Below are 23,271 nucleotides of genomic sequence, written 5' to 3'. Positions count from 1 at the left end.
AAATATGTACTTGAACTGGAAAATGGGAATTCAAAAATTGGCGATATTGTATCAGATTTAGCGTCGTTTTTAACGATTGTTGCTATATATCATTAAGCACTTTGATCTCGCAGATATAGCAAAAACTCTAGAAAGAGGATGAGCGATACGGACGATAAGCAAATCGTTTTAAAGATCAACGTAGATCTCAATATACAGTGATGATGGTTAAGTAAAACGCGATTAAGCTCAGCTTAAACCTCTTTTGAATGATAGTAGTAAGTCTTTAGCTTGCTGAATATTTTTATATTTAAGGTATGGCTTTAACCATACTATAATTGGTTTCCAAACGGTCTACAGGTAGCGGCATTCCTAACAAATAACCTTGTAATTGCTGACAACCTAAACGTTTAAGAATCTGCGCCTGCTGTTCAGTTTCAACGCCTTCTGCCGTCACCACCAGACCCAAACGAATCGCCAAATGAATAATACTTTCTAAAATGATTTGTTCTTTTGAACCTTCACACAAATTACGGATAAATTCTCGATCGATTTTTAATTCGTCTACCGGTAAATCTTTTAAATACAAGAAACTCGAATGCCCCGTTCCAAAATCATCAATTGCCAGTCGAATACCTAAATTTCTTAATTTCTCAAAGGTTTGAATACTGTCATCAATATGATGCATCGCTGTAGATTCAGTAATCTCAATAATTAAATTACCATTTTTGACATGGTATTTTTGAATTAATTTTTCTAAAGTTTCAATCAAATGCTTATGTTCAAATTGTACAGCTGAAAGATTTACGGCGATGGGACCAAAAGCATATTTTTTATCTTCCCATTCTTGAATTTGCTTACATGCCTTCTCTAAGGCCCAATAGCCCATACGAATAATCAGACCGGTTTGCTCAGCGCCATCAATAAACATACTCGGGGCTAATAAACCTAGGGTTGGATGCTTCCAACGGATTAAAGCCTCTACCCCACAAATTTGGTAGTCGGCTGTGAATTTAGGTTGATAAAATAGAATAAATTGTTGTTCTTCTACTGCTTTATATAAATCGTTAATGAGTTTAGATTGACTTCGGCTTTGATGTTGTTGGTCTAATGAACTGCTATAAACACTAAAAGTATTACGCCCCTGCTCTTTAGATTGCATCATGGCGGAGTCAGCATTGATCAATAAGTCTTGTAAGTTCTGCCCATGGTCAGGGAAAAATACGATGCCAATACTGGCAGAAATATTGATTTCTTTACCTGAGATTTGAAAACCATCTTGTATTTTTTGTAAGAATAATTCGGCAATCGCTTCAGCTTCATTACGATTAGAGTCTTCAAGAATCAGAATAAACTCATCTCCACCAATACGAGTGAGCCTTTGCCCATCCTTAAGTAAAGGGTATAAACGCTGGGCGAGTTTAACCAGAAGCTCATCACCGATATGATGACCAAATGCATCGTTAACTGATTTAAAGCGGTCTAGATCAATATAAATAAAAGCAATTTTAGACGGTATATCCTTATAATCTAAAAATAAAGCATCAGTATATTCAACAAGGAATAATCGGTTTGGAAGTTTAGTCAAATTGTCTTGAAGTGCTAAGTCTTCAAGCTCTTTATTGGCTTGTAATAACTGTAAACTACGTTCTTCTAATCTTCGTTCTAAAATCGCCACACAAAAAGCAGAAACAAGTATTAAACTCGCTACAAAAATAATGGTAAACAATAAAATACCTTGCCCTTCGTGTAATTGACTTCCAAAATGATGGTCATGCACCGATGAGATCGTTGCTGCTGCCATACCGATATAATGCATTCCCACAATACTGAGAGCGATCATGATCGATACAGCAATTTTATAAAGCATCTTATGGTTAAAAGAATTCTTATATTTAAATGCGAGCCAGAAAGACAAGCCAGAACCACTAATTGCAATGATGACAGAGAGCATCACCAAAATAGCATCATAATCAACTTGTTGATTTGGAATAGTTAATCCCAGCATGCCAATATAATGCATCCCTGAAATTCCCAGTCCCATCAACAACCCACCTAAAATCAACCGTACAATCGGCAAGGTTTCTTGAGTGGTCAACCATATCGCAAAAGTCGAAGCCAATGCGGCAATAATATAGGAAATCACGGTTAATGTTAGATCAAAGGAATAACCTTGTGGTAGATCACAAGCCAACATTCCGACAAAGTGCATTGCCCAAATCGCGAAGCCAAAAACCATGCCACTTAAGCACAAGATAATTTTCTGTAGGCGGGGGGTATGTTGGGTAAATATGAGTTGTTCTAATGAAATAGCTACGTAACAGATGATAACTGCAATACATGCAGAACCTATTACGAGATTACTATCATAACTCATATAACTCATAAAAATTTACTTCCAGTAATGAACCTATTTTTGTTATAAGCAACCTCTATATATACAACGCAAAATTGCGAGAAGGTTCACCTTTTTTAAAGAACGTTCGTTTTACTTAAAATATCACTATCCTATTGAACGTCAAGTTATTTTTTGAATCGAAATAAAAAAAGCATATCCGAGATATGCTTTTTTATTTTACCTAAATAGAATTTTTAGTTATTTACTTGTTAGATGTGCCAAATCTAACAGAACATTGGCAGCCTCATTCACAAAGGTCTCTTCCTCAGGCAATGACGGACGTTGGTTTACCTTCATTTTTGCTCTCGATTCAGCCAATGCATCCAAACTTGCTTGGTAACTTTCCCAATTTGAATATGGCTTTAATCCTGTTTCAGTACGACGCTTGTTCTCCGCAGCCAATGTTCTTGCTTCAAGCGCCACCAAATCTGCTTTACGTTTATCGATATCTAAAGAGATTCGTTTCTGATCTTTAGTTTCTTGAGCAATCGCTTTACGCGTCTCTAAATATTGGAACTGTGGATCACCTGCCGCACGAACTTTTGATTTTTCACCAAGCTGTGCCACATACGGTTGAATTGAACCTTCACGTTTAAACGGTGCAGTTGGAATCGTATCCCATTTCAAAGCATTTTTAGCTTTACGCTCACCAAACTCTTCATCATAAATATCCACCAGTTTGATATCTGGAATCACACCTTTGTTTTGGGTGCTACCACCAGTCACACGGTAGAATTTACGTTGCGTTAAGGTTGCTTGACCATAGGCAAGACTATCCAATTGAACTTGCGCAGTCCCTTTACCCGTGGTCGTACTTCCTAAAATTACAGCACGATCGTAATCTTGTAAGGCAGCAGAGTAAATTTCACTGGCAGAAGCAGATGCTAAGTTAACCAAAACAGCCAAAGGACCTGAATAAGTTTGCGCACCACCATCAGTGTCTTCAAACACACTCACATTGCCGTTACCATCACGGATTTGAACCACTGGGCCTTCTTTAATCACTTGCCCAATCATTTTGGCAACTTCTTCTAAAGAACCACCGGGGTTATTACGCAAATCAATAATAATCCCTTCAACATTTTGTGCTGCAAGTGACTTCAATGCTTTATTGGTATCTTCTGAAACAGAACGGTATTCAGTCCCTGCACGACGTGCGCGATAGTTCAGATAGAAAGATGGGATTTCTAAAACACCAAACTTATGTTTTTTACCATCACGTGTTAGCTCTACAGTACGTGAACGCACACCGGCATCTTCTTCTTGAATCACATCACGAGTAATGGTCACAACTCGTGCTTGGCTCATAGAAGCGCCCGCAGCCAACAATTTCACTGACACCTTGGTGCCACGTTTACCACGAATCAAGCCAACAATTTCAGAACTTGGCCAACCAATCACGTCGACCATTTTATTGCCATCTTGTGCAACGCCAATAATGCGATCACCAGATTTGACCTGTCCGGTCTTACTTGCAGGCCCACCATCTACAATGGTTTCAATCTTGGTATAGTCTTCATTACCACGCTCAGGGCGAATAGAAACACCGATACCTTCAAGTTGTAAGGTGGTTTGACGATTCAACTCCATAGCATCAACAGGTGGGAAATAATTGCTGTGTGGATCGTAGGTCAAGGTCATTGCATTGAGGATACGTTCCAGTACGTCATCACTCTTGGTTCTACCGATACGCTCTAGTTGGCGGGTATAACGCTTGGTAAGTGTTTGAACAGGTGTAAGATCTTCTGACGCTGCCAAATCTTGACCATTAGCCAATGTTGGATCATCTTTTAATGCTTTTTGTTTGGCTTGATCTTCTTGCTTAGCAATAGTGAGATTGATTAATTGCGACACCAGCATCTTACGCCAATAGTTTTGCAACTCGGCTTTGCTGGCAAAGAACTCAGCTTTCTCACGATCTGCATCAATAAATTCATTTGGCTGATTTAAGTTCTGTGTCTTTTTAAGTTCAGCCAATTCAAATTCATAAAATTCTTTTAAACGTGCACGATAATGCGCATGAATCGCAAATGGGCCAGACAAATCGCCTGCTTTTAATTTTGCGCCGAGTGTTGCACCATATTGTTTTTTATATTGTTCAATTTCTGAAGCTAAAAATAAGGTGTGCTCTGGATCAAGGCTATCAATATACATGTCTAGAATACGATTTGATGTATTTGCATCTAAACGCATATTCAAATAATGCTGACGGTCAATCAATGTTGCAAGTTGACGTGTCACTAAGGCTTGATCTTGTGAAGGATGAATCGATTGAGACACGTTTGTAGCATTGGTTTCCGCCATTGCCTGATTGATGGTATGAGTAAAGAATAAACCACCTGTTGCAAGTGCTATAGCGCAAGCGAGAGTTTGAATTTTCATAAATTCTTAATACTTCCTTGGGTTTTCCAATTTCTATATCGTTTTTCAATCTGAACTCAACAGTTTCAATATCTTAAACGACTTTATCTGTTTATGTTGTGTAGTTTTAGCATAATCTGTACTGAGTAAGTGTAGCAAATCATTGCAGAAATCGGGTATTGTTTCCCAGTTTATATAAATACAACCGTGGATTCCTATGATCGGCGCATTGATGCTTGATATTGCAGGCACAGAACTTACTCAAGAAGATATTGAACTATTACAAACTCCGCAAGTCGGTGGCATGATTTTATTTTCAAGAAATATAGAATCACCCGCTCAAGTTCGCGCTTTAACCGATCATATGCGCCAAATTCGCCCCGACATTCTTATTGCCGTTGATCAAGAAGGTGGACGAGTACAACGCCTAAAACAAGGTTTTACCCTACTACCAGCCATGGGGCATTTTGGTGAGCTTTACTTAACTCAACCTGAAAAAGCCTTAACCCTGGCTGAACAATGTGGTTGGCTCATGGCAATTGAAGTGCTTGCAGTGGGGATTGATTTTAGTTTTGCACCTGTTTTAGATCTGAATGACATTAGTGATGTGATTGGCGATCGTGCCTTTGCAAAAAATGTACAAGATATTGTGCCACTTGCCAGCGCATTTATGAAAGGAATGCAACGTGCGGGTATGGCAACCACAGGAAAACACTTTCCTGGGCATGGTTCTGTGAAAGCAGATTCTCATGTTGCTGCAGCAATTGATCCACGTGAATACCAAGACATTTATAACAATGATATGCAAAGTTTTATTCAGCTACAAACCCAGCTGGATGCACTTATGCCTGCACATGTCATATATGAAAAAGTAGATCCAAATCCTGCTGGTTTTTCACCTTACTGGATTCAAACGATTTTACGCCAAGAACTTCAATTTGATGGTGTGTTATTCTCGGATGATTTAAGCATGCAAGCAGCTTGTGTTGCAGGTGGAGCAGATGCACGTATCCGTGCTGCCCTCGACGCAGGTTGTGATATGGGCTTGGTGTGCAATAACCGTGAATCGGCATGTATCGCATTGGCTGGGATAGAAAACCTACCTTTGCCAAATCAAGCACGTTTAGAACGTATGCGTGGCAAAATTCCACAGATCAGCATTGGTGAAACATTTGATCTTGGACATGAATGGCAAGCTGTCAAAAAAGTCATTGAAGGATTTAAAAATTCACTTTAAAACCAATAGAGAGATATCCTTAGGATATTGCGCTAAATGACTTAATTTCCTTGCCCCTCTTGATGACAAGCGGGGGCAAATTTCAAGCCTTTAATGATTAATAAGCCTTTAATGATTAAAGAGATTTAAGCTATCCTCCTTTCAAAGGGAGGATAGCAAAGGATCAAAAAAGACGACGAAGCAAAATTAAATTTTTAGTCGTGTTTTAATTGCTTTTCATCATGCCCCATTAGAAAAAATAAAAGTTAAGGATAACTATGTCAGACCAGCAACTTTCTAAGCACCGCCATATTTCATTTACAGCCCATTACACAGGCTATATTTGGTATCAAATGGGCATTTCTCATCCCTTATTTGCCACATCCAAAGGTAAAACTTTGGCTATGATTGCCCACCCAATAGAAAGTTGGGGAGAAAAATATGTCGGTGGCAGTATGCGTACCACACTCAAACAACGTCATACCATGTTGGATGAGCGTTTAGCTGAACTGATTGAACAGTCTCCAGACTTACAAGTATTGGAAATAGCCGCTGGACTGTCACCAAGAGGCTGGTGGTTTAGGCAACATTATCCCTTGATTGATTATCGTGAATTAGATTTACCCGATATGGCAAAAACCAAGCAAACGGCGCTTAAGCAAATTGATCACAATAGCCCAGATGTGTTGTCTGTTGACTTATTTACAGAGGATTTTAAAAAAGCCTTTGAAGTATTTGATCCACAACGACCACTTGTCGTGATCAGTGAAGGTTTAATTAACTACTTCACCAAAGAACTGTTACAACAATTGATTCAATCGATTGCCCATTATGGGCAAGACTTTAAGAGCCTGCATTATCTCACCGACCTTTACCCTGAACCGGTAAAAAATAAATTGGCAAAAGTGATTTGGAACAGCAGCAAGCTGTTAAAAGTCATGTCACGAAGTGCTTTTACTTTTCACTTTGTCACACCAGAACAAGTCAGAAATTTTATCTACCAAGCTGGTTTTCAAAAAGTTGAAGTGATTCAGCCCCGTGTCTATTTCAATACAGATTCAACTGAATACAATACTGAAGAACATCTAGGTGATTTGGTGTGGATGATTGATGCACAACGCTAAAGTAATCATTTATTGAAATTTGGAGACTTAAATCCTTCGAAACATTAACACTTCGAGATTTAAATACTTCAATTCTTAGAAATAAAAAAACCAGTCCAAAAAAACTGGTTTTTTAACAGATCAATATATCAAAAGCTTAAGCCACCGCGCCTTCTTGCGCTATACATAACTGCACTGCTTGAGTCTGGCGTGCAATAAACCGTAATAAGCGATCTGCATTTTCAAAGCTACCATGCTTAAATAGTGCGCGAACACCAGCTGCAGAGGTTTCAAAAATCAAACATTCAATCGCAAACTCACCTTCATCATCACTTAAATTTAAAGCCAAATCACGGGTATGTTGATTTACAAAAGCTAAATCTTGTTGATGATCAAAACGCATCAATAAACCAAAGTAATTTAAATCAACCACGTCAACCTGAATCACTTTATTTGAATGGCGATGTGTCAACTGACGATGTGGATCAAGCACTTGAATACGATTTTCACCACGACGCTCGATATGCTGCATTTGTTCCCGTGTGAAATTGACAATACCATCCAGTCCTTGGATCGACCCACCCTTTAAGTAAGTGGTGAATAAAGTCATGGTTTCTTTACGACGTTGTAATTGTGGAACATGATCGGCATTGGCAATCATTGCAAACTGCATATCTGGGCATTGCAAAGCAAAGTTTGCATTTTCATGAGGTAAGGTAAAACTGTCGTATTGACCACATGCCACCAGTGTATTCACTTGAGGAACCGGTACATGGCTTAACCGCAATAGACGATTACAATTGATTTCATAACGTTCTTGTTCAGTATTTGAAAACTCAGCCATTTGCTTAAAGAACAATCTTTTGGCTGTGGGCGACATGCGTGTTTTATCAAGCTTGGCATGATTGACTAAATACAAAATCACGGCCTGACCAAACTCGCCCATACGTTGCTCTTTCATCAACATCAATGATTCTTCTAACAACATGCGCCAGCTTTTACGAGTTTCTTGCATCACCCCCATCAAGATCATTTTTTCGACCAGTTCAGGGCGTTGATCAACAAAAAATGAAGCAATCACAGAACCTAAAGAAATCCCCACCACGGCAACCTTTTCAATCGCGACAATATCAAGCCACTGTCCCAACATACGAGAAAGATCAGGTAATTCTAATGTTCCCGCAGATAAACCAGAGTCGATATTGGTGATTTGTTGATTGGCGCCCATAGAGGGCAAATCAATCAAAATGACTGGGCCACTTTCAAAGAACTGCTCAACACAATACTTATATGAGTTAAAGTTTTGGAACGCTCCGCCCACAATCACAATCGGTGTATTGTGAATTGTTCGTGGATCTGCGATCGCCATATACTCAATTTTCCAGCCATCAATCCAAGTTGTTCTTGGCTCCTGCTTAAAACTGTTTTTGTGGTATATGTCGAAAAAACCAAAGCTTGATAAAGATTGGTGTGATTCTGTGTCCATTTGGATAATGGAATTCATATCCTTCCTCCATCCTTGCTTTATTCTTTTAATATGCAAGATTTTGACCCGCATTATTCTTTCAAATTCGTGATACGCATGAATTCTGTATCACATCAATGTCCTTATTGTTTCATTCTTACAGATGTGTGATTTATACGCAATCGCTAAATTGACCGTTTATCCAGTTTAAATGGCAAAAGATTTTGCAAGATATTTAACGCTTCAACGCTGCAAAATAAGTTTATTTCAGTGAAATACTTCCTTGGCTTTACTTAGACTGCTACTATCAAAGGGAAATTTTTAATGATCAAATAAACTGCTATGCAAGACTCAATTGAACAGTATATGCAAACTGTAGGGAAGCAAGCACGCCAAGCCGCTAGTGTTTTGGCAGGCGCAACTACACTTGCAAAAAATAATGCCTTATCTGCGATTTATACTGCTTTGGAAAATAGTCAACCGCAAATCTTGGCCGCCAACCAAATTGACATGAGCAAAGGTCGTGACAATCAATTGGATAGTGCTTTACTTGATCGTTTAGAACTCAACCCCACACGCTTTAAAGGGATGTTACAAGGCTTAAAAGATGTCATCAGCCTTGTCGATCCGATTGGTGAAATCACGGATCTTACTTTCCGTCCAACAGGTATTCAGATTGGTAAAATGCGCGTGCCTTTAGGTGTGGTCGGTATGATTTATGAATCACGCCCAAACGTTACCCTTGAAGCCGCCTCACTTGCGTTAAAATCTGGCAATGCCATCATTTTACGTGGTGGTTCTGAAGCATTAAATTCAAATCAAGCAATTGCTGAAGCCATTCAACATGGTTTAAAAGCAGCGGGCTTACCTGAAACTTGTGTACAAGTGATTAACACCACTGACCGTGCTGCCGTGGGTCAATTGATTACCATGTCTGAGTATGTCGATGTCATCGTACCTCGTGGCGGTAAAGGCTTGATTGAACGCATTACCAATGAAGCAACTATTCCTGTGATTAAACATCTTGATGGAAACTGCCATGTTTTTGTTGAGGCTCAGGCGGATCTACATAAAGCACTTCCTATCGCATTAAACTCAAAAACACATCGTTATGGTGTGTGTAATGCAATGGAAACATTGTTGGTTGATGAAAAAATTGCGGAAGAGTTTTTACCCCGTATCGCTGAGCTTTATGCAGAAAAAAACGTTGAATTACGTGGCTGTATCAATGTTCAAAAAATCTTAGGCAATGCTGTAAAACCAGCCAGTGAAGAAGATTGGTATGAAGAATATCTAGGTCCAATCTTGGCAGTGAAAATTGTAACGGGGATTGAAGAAGCCATTCAACATATTAACAAATATGGCTCACATCATACCGATGCGATCATCACTGAAAACTTTAGCTTAGCGCGTCAATTCTTGACCCGTGTAGATTCAAGTTCAGTCATGGTCAATGCTTCAACGCGTTTTGCTGATGGTTTCGAATATGGTTTAGGTGCTGAAATTGGTATTTCTACGGATAAAATTCATGCCCGTGGCCCAGTCGGTCTTGAAGGTTTAACCTCGCAAAAATGGATTGTTTTAGGTGATGGCCAAATTCGTCATTGATTCCAAGCTTGAATAACTCGACTCAGCATTTATCCTAAACATAAATGCTGAGTTTTTTATTTTTAATACACAGTTAAAAACATCAATCAATTTAAAATTTTGATAAAAAATATGTGCTTGTCTTTTAGAAAGACGCAAAGATTGCCTTTGGATAGGACAAGATTATTTACAAGAAACTATAGAATGCTGATAGATTAAAACAACAATGAGTGATAATTTTTAACAATCAATTGATAAATATTAATTATTAATCAATATCAGGTCGATAGTCCAAAAGTCTAATCACCTAAAGTCTATCTAGGACAAAAAAACTACACATGGTACAACATGACTGCTGATCTAATTTGCCCTTTATAAACAAGCATAATCAGATCAATCAGGATGACTTTTTTAAATTATAATTTCGGGTATTCAAACGTGTCTACATCAGTATTAGTAATTAACTGCGGATCTTCATCAATCAAATATGCGCTTGTTTCTGAACGTCGTGAAGATCGAATCTTTGGTTTAGCAGAAAACCTGGGCTCTGCTGATGCACGTATTAAAGGAATCACGGCGGGCAATCAACCGCTTGAGCTTTCAATTCCCTATGCAGACCATGAAAAAGCTTTAGAAACCATCTTAGGTCGTTTATCACAGTATAAACCTCAAGCCATTGGACACCGTGTTGTTCATGGCGGTACCTTAACCAAAGCTGAGTTATTGACGCCTGAAATTGTAGAAAAAATTCGTGAAGCAACACCACTTGCACCGCTGCATAACCCAGCTCATTTAGTCGGTATCGATGCGACAATGCGTCTATTCCCTGAATTACCGCAAGTTGCAGTATTTGATACAGCATTCCATCAAACCATGCCTGCACATGCATATCGTTATGCTTTACCAAAGTTCCTGTATACACAACATAATGTTCGTCGTTATGGTTTCCATGGCACCAGTCATGCCTATGTTTCTGAACGTGGTTCTGAACTTGCGGGTAGCTACAAACATGGCGGTTGGTTAACAGCACACTTAGGCAATGGTAGCTCAACTTGTGCTATCTGGAATGGTCAAAGTGTCGATACATCCATGGGTCTCACTCCGCTTGAAGGCGTGGTCATGGGTACCCGTAGTGGTGATGTTGATCCAAGTATTCATAGCTTCCTTGCTTCAAATCTAGGCTGGGACATCTATAAAATTGATAAAATGCTGAACAGTGAATCAGGCTTACTGGGCTTATCAGATCTTTCAAATGATATGCGTACCTTGATTGAAGCTTCAGAACAAGGCAATGAAGATGCGACTTTGGCGATTGAAGTATTCTGTTATCGTCTAGCCAAATCACTTGCGGGATTAAGCTGCGGTTTACCGCGTATCGATGGTTTATTCTTTACAGGCGGTATTGGTGAAAATTCTGCCTATATTCGTGAAAAAACGATTGCTTACTTACCACACTTCGGTTTCAACCTCAGCAAAGAACAGAATGACGGTTTAAAACGTGGTACAGAAGGTCGAATTGATGCTGGAACAGGTCCTCAAATTTGGGTAATACCAACTGATGAAGAAGGTCGTATTGCTAAAGAAACTGTTCATGTTGTAGAACACGAGGTACAACAGGCCGCAAAAAAGCCTGAATCTGATATTGCGACAGCTTAAGCTGTCGTAAGTCTTGTACGAGCTTTGGGTATACATGTTGAAATAGCAGCATACTCAAGCTCGTTATTAAAAATGATCTTGAGCAGATTTTTGATATAAAGCTGTTTTGTAATCGTTTAAGCTGGCATAAATATATAAACCAGTCTTGTAGATGAATATCCTTTTGCGATCACTGTATACACCACTAAAAAGATGTTGAGTGAAACAGATGATTGGAGATATTCATCTTCAATTTACCCATAAATTCACATATTTTTACTGATTAAAGAATCGTCTATGAAAACAATTTTATTGGTTCCAACTGGGGAAGGCGTAGGCTTAACGTCTGCGTGTTTAGGTTTAGTCTATGCATTGGAATGCCAAGGCGTTAAAGCAGGCTTTGTAAAACCATTTTCACAAGAATTAGTTGCTGAACCAGACCGTACCACTGCGCTTTACCGTCATATCTCAAAATTAGATACGGTTGAACCGATAGCTTATACAAAAATCACGCAACAGCTCAATGATGGTGAAACTGATGAGCTCCTTGAAGAAGCAGTCAGCTTACAACGCCAAATTGCAAAGTCCCATGACATTGTGATTGTAGAAGGCTTAGTCCCTACTGCACGTGATGCTTTTGCCAGTGATTTAAATGCCTCTTTGGCGCAAGCTTTAGATGCCAAAGTTATCTTTGTCAGCAATGCCAATATCGAAAAACCAGAGCAAACTGCTGAAAAAGTTGAAGCACAAGTACGTAATTTTGGCGGTGCATCATCATCGCGTAACGCAGGCGTATTGTTTATGCGTACCCGTGGTCTACCTGCTGAATCTGCACAAATTCCGGTGACCATTGATCCAAGCTTACGTTTAGTTGCAGATACTGAAAAATTTAAAACCGAAATTCAAAAAACTCATGCACACATTGGTTCAGCAGCGTTTCCAATTATTGGCTTAGTTCCATTCAGTGACACCTTGAGTGTGCCACGCATCTCAGACCTAGCAAAACAAATTCAAGCCACATGGATTAATCAGGGCAAAGCCAACACACGCCGTGTATTGCACAGCAGCTTAATTGCGTCAAATATTGAACATGAACTACAAAAATTCGTTGCAGGCGAACTGATTATCAGTGCTTCTGATCGTATTGATGTGTTATTGGCCAGTAGTTTAGCCACCAGCAATGGCATTCCACTCGCAGGTTTAGTTTTAACTGAACACCATGAGCCAAATCCATTGGTTTTAGAGTTCTGCCAGTCTGCAATCAAAAATGGTCTACCGATTTTACATACACCACTCAGTACCTTTGAAACCGCACAGCAACTTGCCAATTTAAGCAATGAAATTCCTGTGGATGATACTGAACGTGCCGACCAAGTGACCCGCTTCGTTTCAAGCCATATTGATCCAGAATGGTTAACCCAGATGTTGAATGGTGACTATAAACCGCGTTTATCCCCTTCTGCATTCCGTCATGAATTGGTACAAAAATCTATTGCTGCAAAAAAACGTATTGTACTGCCTGAAGGCGATGAACCGCGTACCATTCAAGCCGCAGCAATTTGTCAATCTCGTGGTATTGCGCAATGTGTATTGTTAGCAAAACCTGAAGCGGTGCTTGAAGTCGCTAAAGCACGTAATATTGAACTCCCTGTGGATTTAGAAATTATTGATCCAGATCTGATCCGTGAAAACTACGTGATGCACATGGTTGAATTACGCAAAGGTAAACTCAACGAATTACAAGCACGTGAGCAACTGCAAGATACTGTGGTACTCGGTACGATGATGCTGGCACTTGATCAAGTCGATGGACTGGTTTCTGGTGCTGTACATACCACTGCTAATACGGTGCGCCCTGCATTCCAGTTGATCAAAACTGCACCAGAATACTCATTGGTCTCTTCTATCTTCTTTATGCTGTTGCCAGATGAAGTTTATGTATATGGTGATTGCGCAATCAATCCAGATCCTGATGCTGAGCAATTGGCGGAGATTGCAATTCAATCTGCAGATTCGGCAAAAGCATTTGGTATTGATCCACGTATTGCCATGATTTCTTATTCAACCGGCACTTCAGGTGCAGGTGCGGAAGTTGAAAAAGTTGCAAAAGCCACGGAAATTGCCAAAAAACGTCGTCCAGATTTACTGATTGATGGTCCTTTACAATATGATGCTGCATCTGTTGAAAGTGTTGGCCGCTCTAAAGCACCAGACTCTCAAGTGGCTGGGCGTGCCAATGTGTTTATCTTCCCAGACCTCAATACAGGCAATACCACCTATAAAGCAGTTCAGCGCTCTGCCAATGTCGTCAGTGTTGGTCCTATGCTGCAAGGTTTAAATAAACCTGTAAATGACTTGTCTCGTGGTGCATTGGTAGATGATATTGTCTTTACCATTGCATTGACGGCGATTCAGTCAGAACAACAAGCTGCACATTAATGCTGATCTACTAGACATAAAAAAACCACCCAAATCAATTGGGTGGTTTTTTATAATATGCTGACTAAAAGTTATACTGATATCCCCATCGAATCAATTGCTATTATGGCAATCAGACCGCTTTATTTTCAATGAAATTAAAGCTTAGAAGAAATAGTTCACGCGGAATAAATAATTACGCGGAGTACCCGGCATAGAACTTGAACGCCAGTATTCTTTATCTGTTAAATTATTCACAGCAAATGTCGCTCCCCATTTATCGTCTTTATAACCAATCGCAGCATCTACACGAGTCCAGTCAGGCATTTTGATCAAATTTTTATCCGTAGTATAATAAGAACCAACATAAGTCGCACCCACTTCGCCGTACCATTTCTCTGTTGGTAAATAACGAACAAATAAGTTACCTGTATTTTCGGATATTCCAGATAATTTTTTATCTTTTAGACGATCTTCATCTTTTACAGTAGTGCGGCTATCATTTTTCCATTTCGCGTCGGTATAGCCATAACCACCTCGCACATAGAGATTATCTAAGACTTGACCGATAAAGCTAAACTCTACGCCTTGTGATTGTTGCTTCTGCCCCACTTCCCAATCATTTGGTCTGTTAATAGAGTCTGGCTGGTAGCGTATATTATTTTTAGTAATATCAAATATAGAAAGCTGAGTGCTTAAACGACCATCCAACCAATCACTTTTCACTCCAATTTCATATTGTTCATTATATTGGGGCTCAGCATCATATAAGCTTGGATTTATTGTAGTACTCACCCCTAACAATCCTCGACCACCATAAGGTGAAAAGCTTTTACTATAAGAGGTATAGAAACTTTGGCTTACAACAGGTTGCCAAATAAAACCGATATTTGGACTTACACTATCATCTCGATATGATCGTTTACTTTGATTACGAATATCATTAGTTGCAAAATCATAGCTGTCATAACGAAGACCTAACATCATTTTATATTTTTCATTGAATGAGATTAGATCTTGTAGGAAGAAGCTTAATGAAGTTGCATCAGTTTCACTATGTGAAGTCTCTGCTGGGCGTGAACCATTGAGTGTAGACCAACCAGAAGATAAAGAACTATCTGAAGTATTAAATGGATTGACATAGCGATAATAAAGACCAGCCTTGTCGCCACTTGAATAATTCCCAAGAATTGGCTCTCTTTTTTCAATTGACCAATCACTACCAAACATAACTTTATGATCTAAAACACCAGTTTTGAATTGCCCCGTAATATCAAAGGTATTCATTAATGTTTTATTGGTGGTTTGCTGCCAAGCATAGTTTTGACGTATTTTTCCTTGCCAATCACATTTTTTGCCATCGTTTTGTAACCCAGCTGCAGAACACCATGTGCCACCAAAGAAGTTATCAAAATCCTGAAAAGACTCACGATGACTCAATGCCCAATGGAATTTCCAATTCGGTGCAAATTCATATTTCAGATCAGTTCTAAATGATTTCGTTTCATCAACAATATTATCATTACTTCCCGCAAAACCTGTTTTAAGGGAAACCCCAGTAGGCAGTTCATTGTAGACTGGACCACGGTCAGGCGTTCTATTTAAATTGTCGTAAGTAAATTCCGTCGTCCAAAGTAGTTTTTCATCGTCGCTACGATAAGTGATACTTGGTGACAACATCTCCTGATTAAAGCCAATCGCTGAACGAAAACTATTGGTATCTGACTTTTCTCCAACCAAACGGACAGCCCAGTTATCATTGAGTGCCTTATTAATATCAATGATTCCACCAACATTATCATAAGAGCCAACATAAGCTCCAACTGAACTTTTTGAATCAAAATTAGCAACCTTAGTCACCATATTGATGACTCCACCACCCGAACTTCGTCCATATAATACTGACGCTGGTCCTTTTAAAATTTCAATCCGTTCAACATTGGCGGTACTGCGTCGGAATTGTCCGCTTTCGCGGATACCGTCACGATAGATATCATTAGTATCAGCATTAAACCCACGAATAGAGATCCCGTCATTTCTTGTATCATAACTGGTTGAAACGCCTGGCGTGCCTTGTAACATAACACTTAGATCATTTGCGCCATACAGCTTATATTTCGAAACATCAATTGTATCAACAGTTTGAGGTATATCTTTTTTATCTAAACCATTTCTCGTAACATTAGCTTGTTTATAGTCTACGTATGTTTTTATTGGATCCCCATCAGCCATTGCCTCAATTACAATCGTGGGAAGCGTTGCCATACTTTTTTTCTGTTCTTCACTGCTATCTGTATTTGCAAATGTTAGAGAGGAAACGAAAAGCCCTCCCGTCGACAGCATCATTAAAGTTAAGCTTTTTTTAACAAAAGGCATGATTGCACCGAAAACATAATGAGAATAATTATCACTATAATACAATTTCTCACCAAAAATTACAATAACATGCTAATTTAACTACAAAATGATAATGGTTTAAAAAATAACCGTGAAAAGTACATTAAAATGGATAGGGTTATTTTTTCTTATTTAGAAATCAAACTAAAAAATAACTTTAATACTCATAATTTAAATATATGAGTCTCTCATTTTGAGAATCTTAAAATTTTTAGATATCGTTTTATTTGTTGCTTAATTTACATTCATCTAGATATTTTATATTCGCTTGGCTAACCAAACAGTATGCCCTGTACAATCACGATCTTCAGCAATCATCTCTATCACTTCAAAATTATACTTTTTCAATAATTCATGATATTCAGCGGATGATAAGCTGGCATGATATAAAGCATCGCCAAACATCTCTCCAACCACTTCACCCTGTGATGGTCCACTGGTAAACATTAAAGCAGCGCCAGCTTTTGTATATTGATTAAAAATTTCAAACATATCTCGCTGATCTTGTTGCGTAAGATGAAAAAAGCTATCCCAAGCGAGTATTGCATCAAACTTGCGATCTAAATTTACTGTTCGCATATCAGCTAAAATCCAAGTGTACTCAGGAAAATTCTGTTTTGCCATTTCAATCATCACATCAGAACTATCAACACCTGTCACAGTATTCGCTTGCTCAATCAAATAAGCAGCAATTGGTTTTGCAGAGCCACAGCCCAAATCCAGAATATGGGAGTGAGCTGGAATTAAAGTTAAAAAGCGATCCAACCACGCTTTTTCATAAAGAAACTTCCCGCGTAATTCAGTCCATGCACGAGCATGCTTTTTATAAATTTCAATAATATTTTCCGCAAGACGCGTATAGTTTTCCATGTTGTTGTTATTCAGCCCAAACTTTTGACTCAACAGAGTATAGAGCTTTTCACCCTGTAAAATCTGAAAATTTATTTCAATACTGCTTTATCATCATTTATATAAAAAGTAGAAAAGTTGACTTGATCAACCAAAATATAAGCTGAGTTTCTCAAATAAAATCATAAAACTTTAGGCTGAAATTAGATCTAAGCCACCACAAAACAAGCAATATCACGTATAATTTAGCCCGCTAGCTAACAGCCCGCTCAAGAGATTTTTGATATGACAACTATTATCAAACAAGATGACTTGATCACATCGGTCAAGGACGCGCTTCAGTTCATTTCGTACTATCATCCACAAGACTTTATCCAAGCGATGAGCCGTGCTTATGATCGTGAAGAGAACCAAGCTGCAAAGGATGCAATTGCACAAATCTTAATTAATTCACGTATGTGTGCAGAAGGTCATCGTCCAATCTGTCAAGATACTGGTATTGTTAACGTATTTGTTGACGTGGGCTTAGATGTTAAATTTGATTTAACCATGAGCTTAGATGATGCGATCAATGAAGGTGTACGCCAAGGTTATTTAGAAAACAGCAACGTACTCCGCGCTTCAGTTTTAGCAGATCCTGCTTTTGGTCGTAAAAATACCAAAGACAATACACCTGCTGTAATTCACTACAAACTCGTTCCAGGCAATAAAGTCGATATTACTGTTGCAGCGAAAGGTGGTGGTTCAGAGAATAAATCTAAACTGGCTATGCTTAACCCTTCTGACTCGATCGTAGATTGGGTACTTAAAACTGTACCAACGATGGGTGCAGGTTGGTGCCCTCCTGGTATGCTCGGTATTGGTATTGGTGGTACTGCTGAAAAAGCCATGATGCTTGCAAAAGAATCACTCATGGAAGAAATCAATATGGACGAATTACTTCGCCGTGGTCCACAGAACCAAATCGAAGAATTGCGTATTGAAATCTTTGAAAAAGTAAATGCATTGGGTATCGGTGCACAAGGCCTTGGTGGTTTAACCACAGTACTTGATATTAAGATCAAAGACTACCCTTGTCATGCTGCTGGTAAACCAGTCGGTATGATTCCAAACTGCGCTGCAACTCGTCACGCTCATTTCCAGTTAGACGGTTCAGGTATTGCGCATATTCAAGCGCCTTTACTTTCAGATTACCCTGAAGTGACTTGGGATACGTCAACATCTAAACGTGTTGACTTAGACAATATCACACAGGAAGAAATGAACTCATGGCAACCGGGTGATACATTATTATTGAACGGTACCATTTATACAGGTCGTGATGCTGCGCATAAACGCATGGTTGACATGTTAAATAAAGGCGAACAGTTACCTGTAGATCTCAAAGGTAAATTCATTTACTACGTGGGACCTGTAGATCCTGTAGGCGATGAAGTTGTAGGCCCTGCTGGCCCAACAACAGCAACGCGTATGGATAAGTTCACACGTCAAGTCCTTGAAGCGACTGGCTTGTTCGGTATGATCGGTAAAGCGGATCGTGGCCCTGCTGCTGTTGAAGCAATCAAAGACAATAAAGCGACTTATTTAATGGCTGTTGGTGGTGCTGCTTATTTAGTATCTAAAGCCATTCGTGAAGCAGAAGTTGTTGCATTTGCTGACTTAGGTATGGAAGCTATTTATAAATTTAAAGTACAAGATATGCCTGTATCTGTTGCAGTTGATGTCAATGGTACTTCTATTCATGCGACTGCACCTAAAATCTGGCAAGCCAAAATTGGTAAAATCCCAGTGGTTGATGCTGTTGCGCAATAATCTGATCTAAAGCTTAGATTAAGCTTGAGCATCACTTAAAAAGCACTCTATGATTAGAGTGCTTTTTATTTTGGGTCAGATCATGAACTTTATAAAATATATTATTTTTCCGGGGTTATTTGTATACTTGATCTCTATTCAAAGTTTTGCTTCAAACACTGATAGTGATGCCGTTGACCGACTAGCACAAGGTATCATTACCAATCAAATATGGCGCCTACAATACAATGAAAGTGCAAAAAGGATTTATCAAAATCAAGCAGAAAATTTAATCAAAAACGGATTAAGTACAATAGAACTCACTGATAAAGAAAAACAAATCATCCCTCAAATTGTAGAGATTTATCAAGCAATACCAGAAAATATTCTCCGAGATCCACAATTTATCGCCCAAACCAAACAAATTCTTTTAGAATCGTTAAGTTCTCAAGAAATTGAAATGCTCTCTCAGCGTGACACAACGTCAAGCCAAGAGCTGTACACAAAACTTGCCAATATTGACACAGAAATATTCCTAGAAAGCAATGCTGCTATTCATAAGGCAATCAATGACCCTCAATTTATCCAACAATATCGCAATAAAATTGGAGAAATTATTCAGCAATTGCATCATTTAGATGAAAATAAATAAAGGAAAACCTATGAAAATTATGCAGTTCGTTTTAAGTTTAAGTTTATGCTGTATCGCAGTGTCAAGTTTTGCATCTCCAGCAACAGATAAAAGTGTCGACAAATTGATGCAACTCTCCAATATCTCAGAGATATTCAAACAAAGTACTCGTGATATGCAACCCTACTTTGACGATCAAGCAGAAGCACTTGTCCGCCAAGTGACGGGTACTCAAACATTGAATATCGATCAGCAAAATGCAGCACTACAAATTAGTGCGCTGTATAGTGATATTCAACAGCAGCTGGTGACTGACCCAGAATATCTCAACATGTTTAAATCATTATTTAAAAAGACCTTTACTGAAGAAGAAGTTCAAGCCAATATCGCTTTTTTAAGTACACCGATTGGACAATCCATCAATCAAAAGATGAACACGCTTATGACAGAAGTCATGCAAGAAACCGCAAAGTTTTCTCAAGAAAAAATGCTAAAAGTAGAAAATCAAAAAGCCCTGAAAGAAAAAATGGAAACGATTTTAAAGCCAATTCTTCAAGTTGAATAAGCTTTTACTCAACCATTTTATGATGTGAATTACAACCAGAACTTATATAGGTATTTTATGAAATTACTCCAACACTTACTATTTGCAAGCGCATGTATCAGCACAAATTTTGCTTTTGCAGCACCCGCTTCAGATCAACAAGTTCAACAATTATTGAAAGTTATGAATATTGATGAACTGCTACAAGAAACCATACAACAGATTCGTCCTCAGCTGGATCAACAAGCTTACCAGATCATTCAAATGACAGTAAAAAAAGATCAGCTCAACCCACAAGAACAAATTGTCGCCAATGAGCTTGCTGACAAAATGTATGAGCAAAGTAAAAAAACTGTTGCGTGGGATCAAATCAAACCAATTTATCTTAAGATTTATAAAGACATATACAGTGCTGAAGAAGTTCAAGCTCAAATTGATTTTTATTCAAGTGCAATTGGACAGTCGATTTTGAAAAAAACACCTCAAGTTGCCCAAGAAACCATGAAAGTCATGAATAGCCAACTGATAAAAAGTGTACAAACTGCATCTGAAGACTTTAAAGAAGTGACTAAAAAATTAGATGCTTTAAAAAAGGCTGCAAATACTCAATAAAACAAATAAGAAAAGAGAGCCTCGCTCTCTTTTCTATATCAAACATCATCTAGCGATAGATTACCAAGTCATTGGGTTCCAAAGTTTAAACTGCTGCCCCAAGTGCACATCATCACTCACTTTGTACGGCTCACCTTTGATTTTTTCTTTAGGTTTGATCACTCGTCCATCCGCCGTCACTTCAGCCACGAAATTAAGACCAGGAGTCTTTAGCTGAGTCATTGCAATTTCTTTTAAGCCTTGTCGGGTAGGCATTTGCATTAAAGGCCCTACACGTAATAACCCAGCTTCACCATTTGGCCCACCGCGAAATTTTTCTTCTTCATATTTGACAAAATATTGCCCGCCAGCTTCTACTGAGAAGTAAGCAACTTTGGGTTTCTGGAAATGAAAAACCGTTAATGGCCGACTGAGACTTAATTTATAGTCACCTTCAGCCAGTTCAATCCAGTAATAATGATTACTGATCAAGCTTGGAATTTTCTTACCATTCAGAAAAAAATTGTTTGGAATAATTTCTTGTCTATTCCAACGACTGTCTGGTCGATAAAAATACACAATTGCAGCTTGAGGATTCTGTGGTTTAACCAGCTTAAAGTATTGCCCCGGTTTTTGATTGACCCAAGACCCCGTAGAGAAGGATGCAACTTTATATTGTTCAAGCTTTTCATGAACCAACGAATCTTCTTTTTTGAAATCGATTGGATCTAAAGTTGAAACAACTTTTGCAGGTTGCTGTTCAACAGATTGATGACTTTGACAAGCTGCCAACCCACAACTGATCAAAACGACTAGACCGATGTAACGCATGATTTTCCCTCACCGCGTATTTTTATTTTCGTTTTTAATAAACCCTATTGTCTACAGCCAGCTTAACATTTCAATGACCATTTAAAAATAAAAAACGTGCAAATAGTCAAGCTACTTGCACGTTTCAGATGAATTGCACTGAGGATGAATCAGAATCAGACTTTTAAGCTGATTTTGAATCTAATACCTTCAAATCTACTTTTTCAACTTCAGTATTTTCATGCTTTGGTTGACGTTCAGACTTGAACTCTGGTGCAGCTTTATCATTAATCACCGCTTCATTGATAATCACAGTACCAATGTCTGAACGACTTGGTAAGTCATACATGGTTTCAAGCAATACATTTTCTAAAATAGAACGCAGACCACGCGCACCTGTATTACGCTCTAACGCTTTTTTCGCGATCGCACGTAAAGCAGAGTCTTCAAAAAGAAGGTCTACATTTTCCATCTCAAAGAGATATTGATACTGACGAGTTAATGCATTTTTTGGTTCAGTTAAAATCTGCATCAAGGCTTCTTGATCAAGCTCTTCAAGGGTTGCAATCACAGGTAAACGACCAATGAACTCTGGAATTAAACCAAATTTCACCAAATCTGCGGCTTCAACTTGACGGAATAATTCAGATACTTTCTTACTATCGTCTTTATTCTTTACGTCTGCGGTGAAACCAATGCCACCTTTTTCTTGACGTTGTTGCACAACTTTTTCAAGACCAGAGAACGCACCACCACAGATAAACAAGATATTTGCAGTATCGACTTGAATAAACTCTTGCTGTGGATGTTTACGTCCACCTTGAGGCGGAATTGACGCAACAGTACCTTCAATCATTTTCAACAATGCTTGTTGCACGCCCTCACCAGACACATCACGTGTAATCGAAGGGTTTTCAGATTTACGGGTAATCTTGTCAATTTCATCAATATAGATAATGCCCTTTTGTGCTTTTTCTACATCGTAATCCGCTTTTTGCAAAAGTTTCTGAATAATGTTTTCAACATCTTCACCAACATAGCCAGCTTCAGTCAATGTTGTTGCATCAGCCATTGCAAAAGGTACATCAAGCAAACGCGCAAGTGTCTGTGCAAGCAATGTTTTACCTGAACCTGTCGGTCCAATCAGCAAAATATTACTTTTAGCAATTTCAACCGCATCTTTGGGCTTGTGACCTGTTTGAGATACTTTTAAACGTTTGTAATGGTTATACACTGCTACTGAAAGTGTTTTCTTTGCAGTGTCTTGACCAATTACATATTGGTCCAAAGCCGCACGAATTTCATGTGGTTTTGGCAATGGACGTGTTGCCCAATCGCCTGTTTCCACCTGTTGACTCGTTTGCACTAAGTCTAAGCACACATCCACGCATTCATTACAAATATATGCGTCCTCGCCTGCAATCAGCTTACCGACTTCAGACTGCGTTTTACCGCAAAATGAACAATGCTTTTGTCCTTGAGGAAGATCGGACATT

The 23,271-nt window shown here is 38.8% G+C and carries 15 protein-coding genes and 2 pseudogenes; 9 read left to right on the top strand and 8 right to left on the bottom strand.

Going from position 1 to position 23,271, the window contains the following annotated elements; all coding sequences use genetic code 11:
- Nucleotides 1–289: 289 nt before the first annotated feature.
- Together FHR28_RS16835 and FHR28_RS16830 are read right to left on the bottom strand one after the other, a co-directional pair.
- Nucleotides 290–2,365 carry a putative bifunctional diguanylate cyclase/phosphodiesterase gene (locus FHR28_RS16835; RefSeq protein ID WP_105713361.1) on the bottom strand — a complete coding sequence of 692 codons (2,076 nt, stop codon included), beginning with the start codon at nucleotides 2,363–2,365 and terminating at the stop codon, nucleotides 290–292.
- Nucleotides 2,366–2,575: 210 nt separating this feature from the next.
- On the bottom strand, nucleotides 2,576–4,759 hold the full coding sequence (locus tag FHR28_RS16830; RefSeq protein ID WP_004726561.1) for a carboxy terminal-processing peptidase: 2,184 nt from the start codon (nucleotides 4,757–4,759) through the stop codon (nucleotides 2,576–2,578).
- A 196-nt stretch (nucleotides 4,760–4,955) separates the two neighbouring features.
- Here FHR28_RS16830 and nagZ point away from each other — a divergent pair, with 196 nt between their 5' ends.
- Nucleotides 4,956–5,975 carry a beta-N-acetylhexosaminidase gene (nagZ, locus tag FHR28_RS16825; RefSeq protein WP_166783107.1) on the top strand — a complete coding sequence of 340 codons (1,020 nt, stop codon included), beginning with the start codon at nucleotides 4,956–4,958 and terminating at the stop codon, nucleotides 5,973–5,975.
- Between the two features lie 257 nt (nucleotides 5,976–6,232).
- Nucleotides 6,233–7,078, top strand: coding sequence for a class I SAM-dependent methyltransferase (locus FHR28_RS16820; RefSeq protein ID WP_151956614.1), 846 nt, complete (start codon nucleotides 6,233–6,235; stop codon nucleotides 7,076–7,078).
- A gap of 136 nt (nucleotides 7,079–7,214) precedes the next feature.
- Here the strand turns inward: FHR28_RS16820 and FHR28_RS22170 are convergent.
- Nucleotides 7,215–7,436 (bottom strand): annotated as a pseudogene (locus FHR28_RS22170) (alpha/beta hydrolase); the annotation flags it as partial.
- Nucleotides 7,437–7,513: 77 nt separating this feature from the next.
- Nucleotides 7,514–8,561 (bottom strand): annotated as a pseudogene (locus tag FHR28_RS16815) (alpha/beta fold hydrolase); the annotation flags it as partial.
- Nucleotides 8,562–8,864: 303 nt separating this feature from the next.
- On the opposite strand from FHR28_RS16815, the gene FHR28_RS16810 reads away from it, so the two are divergent.
- The 3 genes from FHR28_RS16810 (at nucleotide 8,865) to pta (ending at nucleotide 14,183) form a co-directional block, all read left to right on the top strand.
- On the top strand, nucleotides 8,865–10,130 hold the full coding sequence (locus FHR28_RS16810; RefSeq protein WP_166783106.1) for a glutamate-5-semialdehyde dehydrogenase: 1,266 nt from the start codon (nucleotides 8,865–8,867) through the stop codon (nucleotides 10,128–10,130).
- 417 nt (nucleotides 10,131–10,547) lie between these two features.
- Nucleotides 10,548–11,765, top strand: coding sequence for an acetate/propionate family kinase (locus FHR28_RS16805; RefSeq protein ID WP_166783105.1), 1,218 nt, complete (start codon nucleotides 10,548–10,550; stop codon nucleotides 11,763–11,765).
- A 276-nt stretch (nucleotides 11,766–12,041) separates the two neighbouring features.
- Entirely contained in the window at nucleotides 12,042–14,183 is a 2,142-nt protein-coding gene (pta, locus tag FHR28_RS16800; protein WP_166783104.1) for a phosphate acetyltransferase, read from the top strand.
- Nucleotides 14,184–14,327: 144 nt separating this feature from the next.
- Here pta and FHR28_RS16795 read toward each other — a convergent pair whose 3' ends face one another.
- Entirely contained in the window at nucleotides 14,328–16,538 is a 2,211-nt protein-coding gene (locus FHR28_RS16795; RefSeq protein ID WP_166783103.1) for a TonB-dependent receptor, read from the bottom strand.
- Nucleotides 16,539–16,817: 279 nt separating this feature from the next.
- Complete coding sequence (locus FHR28_RS16790) at nucleotides 16,818–17,429, bottom strand: class I SAM-dependent methyltransferase (protein WP_166783102.1); 612 nt, start codon at nucleotides 17,427–17,429, stop codon at nucleotides 16,818–16,820.
- A gap of 264 nt (nucleotides 17,430–17,693) precedes the next feature.
- Between FHR28_RS16790 and FHR28_RS16785 the strand changes: the two genes are divergently transcribed.
- The 4 genes from FHR28_RS16785 to FHR28_RS16770 all read left to right on the top strand — a co-directional run bounded on the left by FHR28_RS16785 (nucleotide 17,694) and on the right by FHR28_RS16770 (nucleotide 20,986).
- Entirely contained in the window at nucleotides 17,694–19,220 is a 1,527-nt protein-coding gene (locus FHR28_RS16785; RefSeq protein WP_004726542.1) for a fumarate hydratase, read from the top strand.
- A gap of 82 nt (nucleotides 19,221–19,302) precedes the next feature.
- A complete protein-coding gene (locus FHR28_RS16780; RefSeq protein WP_166783101.1) occupies nucleotides 19,303–19,851 on the top strand; it encodes a hypothetical protein in 549 nt (182 codons plus the stop codon).
- Between the two features lie 10 nt (nucleotides 19,852–19,861).
- A complete protein-coding gene (locus FHR28_RS16775; RefSeq protein ID WP_166783100.1) occupies nucleotides 19,862–20,395 on the top strand; it encodes a DUF2059 domain-containing protein in 534 nt (177 codons plus the stop codon).
- A gap of 57 nt (nucleotides 20,396–20,452) precedes the next feature.
- On the top strand, nucleotides 20,453–20,986 hold the full coding sequence (locus tag FHR28_RS16770) for a DUF2059 domain-containing protein (RefSeq protein ID WP_004726537.1): 534 nt from the start codon (nucleotides 20,453–20,455) through the stop codon (nucleotides 20,984–20,986).
- 60 nt (nucleotides 20,987–21,046) lie between these two features.
- Here the strand turns inward: FHR28_RS16770 and FHR28_RS16765 are convergent, their stop codons facing one another.
- Both FHR28_RS16765 and clpX read right to left on the bottom strand, forming a co-directional pair.
- Nucleotides 21,047–21,796 carry a DUF2846 domain-containing protein gene (locus FHR28_RS16765; RefSeq protein ID WP_004726536.1) on the bottom strand — a complete coding sequence of 250 codons (750 nt, stop codon included), beginning with the start codon at nucleotides 21,794–21,796 and terminating at the stop codon, nucleotides 21,047–21,049.
- Between the two features lie 163 nt (nucleotides 21,797–21,959).
- Nucleotides 21,960–23,270: an ATP-dependent Clp protease ATP-binding subunit ClpX gene (gene clpX, locus FHR28_RS16760; protein WP_004726534.1), complete on the bottom strand. Its 1,311-nt coding sequence runs from the start codon at nucleotides 23,268–23,270 to the stop codon at nucleotides 21,960–21,962.
- Nucleotide 23,271: the final 1 nt, after the last annotated feature.

It is taken from the genome of Acinetobacter sp. BIGb0196, assembly GCF_011759595.1.
Lineage (GTDB): Bacteria > Pseudomonadota > Gammaproteobacteria > Pseudomonadales > Moraxellaceae > Acinetobacter > Acinetobacter guillouiae.
Note: the sequence above shows the minus strand (reverse complement) of the source record. Positions and strands in the feature narration are given on the sequence as shown.

Excerpts from the sequence above, each read along its gene's own strand:
- FHR28_RS16820 (WP_151956614.1), top strand. The coding sequence starts at position 6,233 with ATGTCAGACCAGCAACTTTCTAAGCACCGCCATATTTCATTTACAGCC.
- clpX (WP_004726534.1), bottom strand. The coding sequence starts at position 23,270 with ATGTCCGATCTTCCTCAAGGACAAAAGCATTGTTCATTTTGCGGTAAA.
- FHR28_RS16810 (WP_166783106.1), top strand. The coding sequence starts at position 8,865 with ATGCAAGACTCAATTGAACAGTATATGCAAACTGTAGGGAAGCAAGCA.
- FHR28_RS16775 (WP_166783100.1), top strand. The coding sequence starts at position 19,862 with ATGAAAATTATGCAGTTCGTTTTAAGTTTAAGTTTATGCTGTATCGCA.
- FHR28_RS16795 (WP_166783103.1), bottom strand. The coding sequence starts at position 16,538 with ATGCCTTTTGTTAAAAAAAGCTTAACTTTAATGATGCTGTCGACGGGA.
- FHR28_RS16785 (WP_004726542.1), top strand. The coding sequence starts at position 17,694 with ATGACAACTATTATCAAACAAGATGACTTGATCACATCGGTCAAGGAC.
- FHR28_RS16765 (WP_004726536.1), bottom strand. The coding sequence starts at position 21,796 with ATGCGTTACATCGGTCTAGTCGTTTTGATCAGTTGTGGGTTGGCAGCT.
- nagZ (WP_166783107.1), top strand. The coding sequence starts at position 4,956 with ATGATCGGCGCATTGATGCTTGATATTGCAGGCACAGAACTTACTCAA.
- FHR28_RS16830 (WP_004726561.1), bottom strand. The coding sequence starts at position 4,759 with ATGAAAATTCAAACTCTCGCTTGCGCTATAGCACTTGCAACAGGTGGT.
- FHR28_RS16780 (WP_166783101.1), top strand. The coding sequence starts at position 19,303 with ATGAACTTTATAAAATATATTATTTTTCCGGGGTTATTTGTATACTTG.
- FHR28_RS16835 (WP_105713361.1), bottom strand. The coding sequence starts at position 2,365 with ATGAGTTATATGAGTTATGATAGTAATCTCGTAATAGGTTCTGCATGT.
- pta (WP_166783104.1), top strand. The coding sequence starts at position 12,042 with ATGAAAACAATTTTATTGGTTCCAACTGGGGAAGGCGTAGGCTTAACG.
- FHR28_RS16790 (WP_166783102.1), bottom strand. The coding sequence starts at position 17,429 with ATGGAAAACTATACGCGTCTTGCGGAAAATATTATTGAAATTTATAAA.
- FHR28_RS16770 (WP_004726537.1), top strand. The coding sequence starts at position 20,453 with ATGAAATTACTCCAACACTTACTATTTGCAAGCGCATGTATCAGCACA.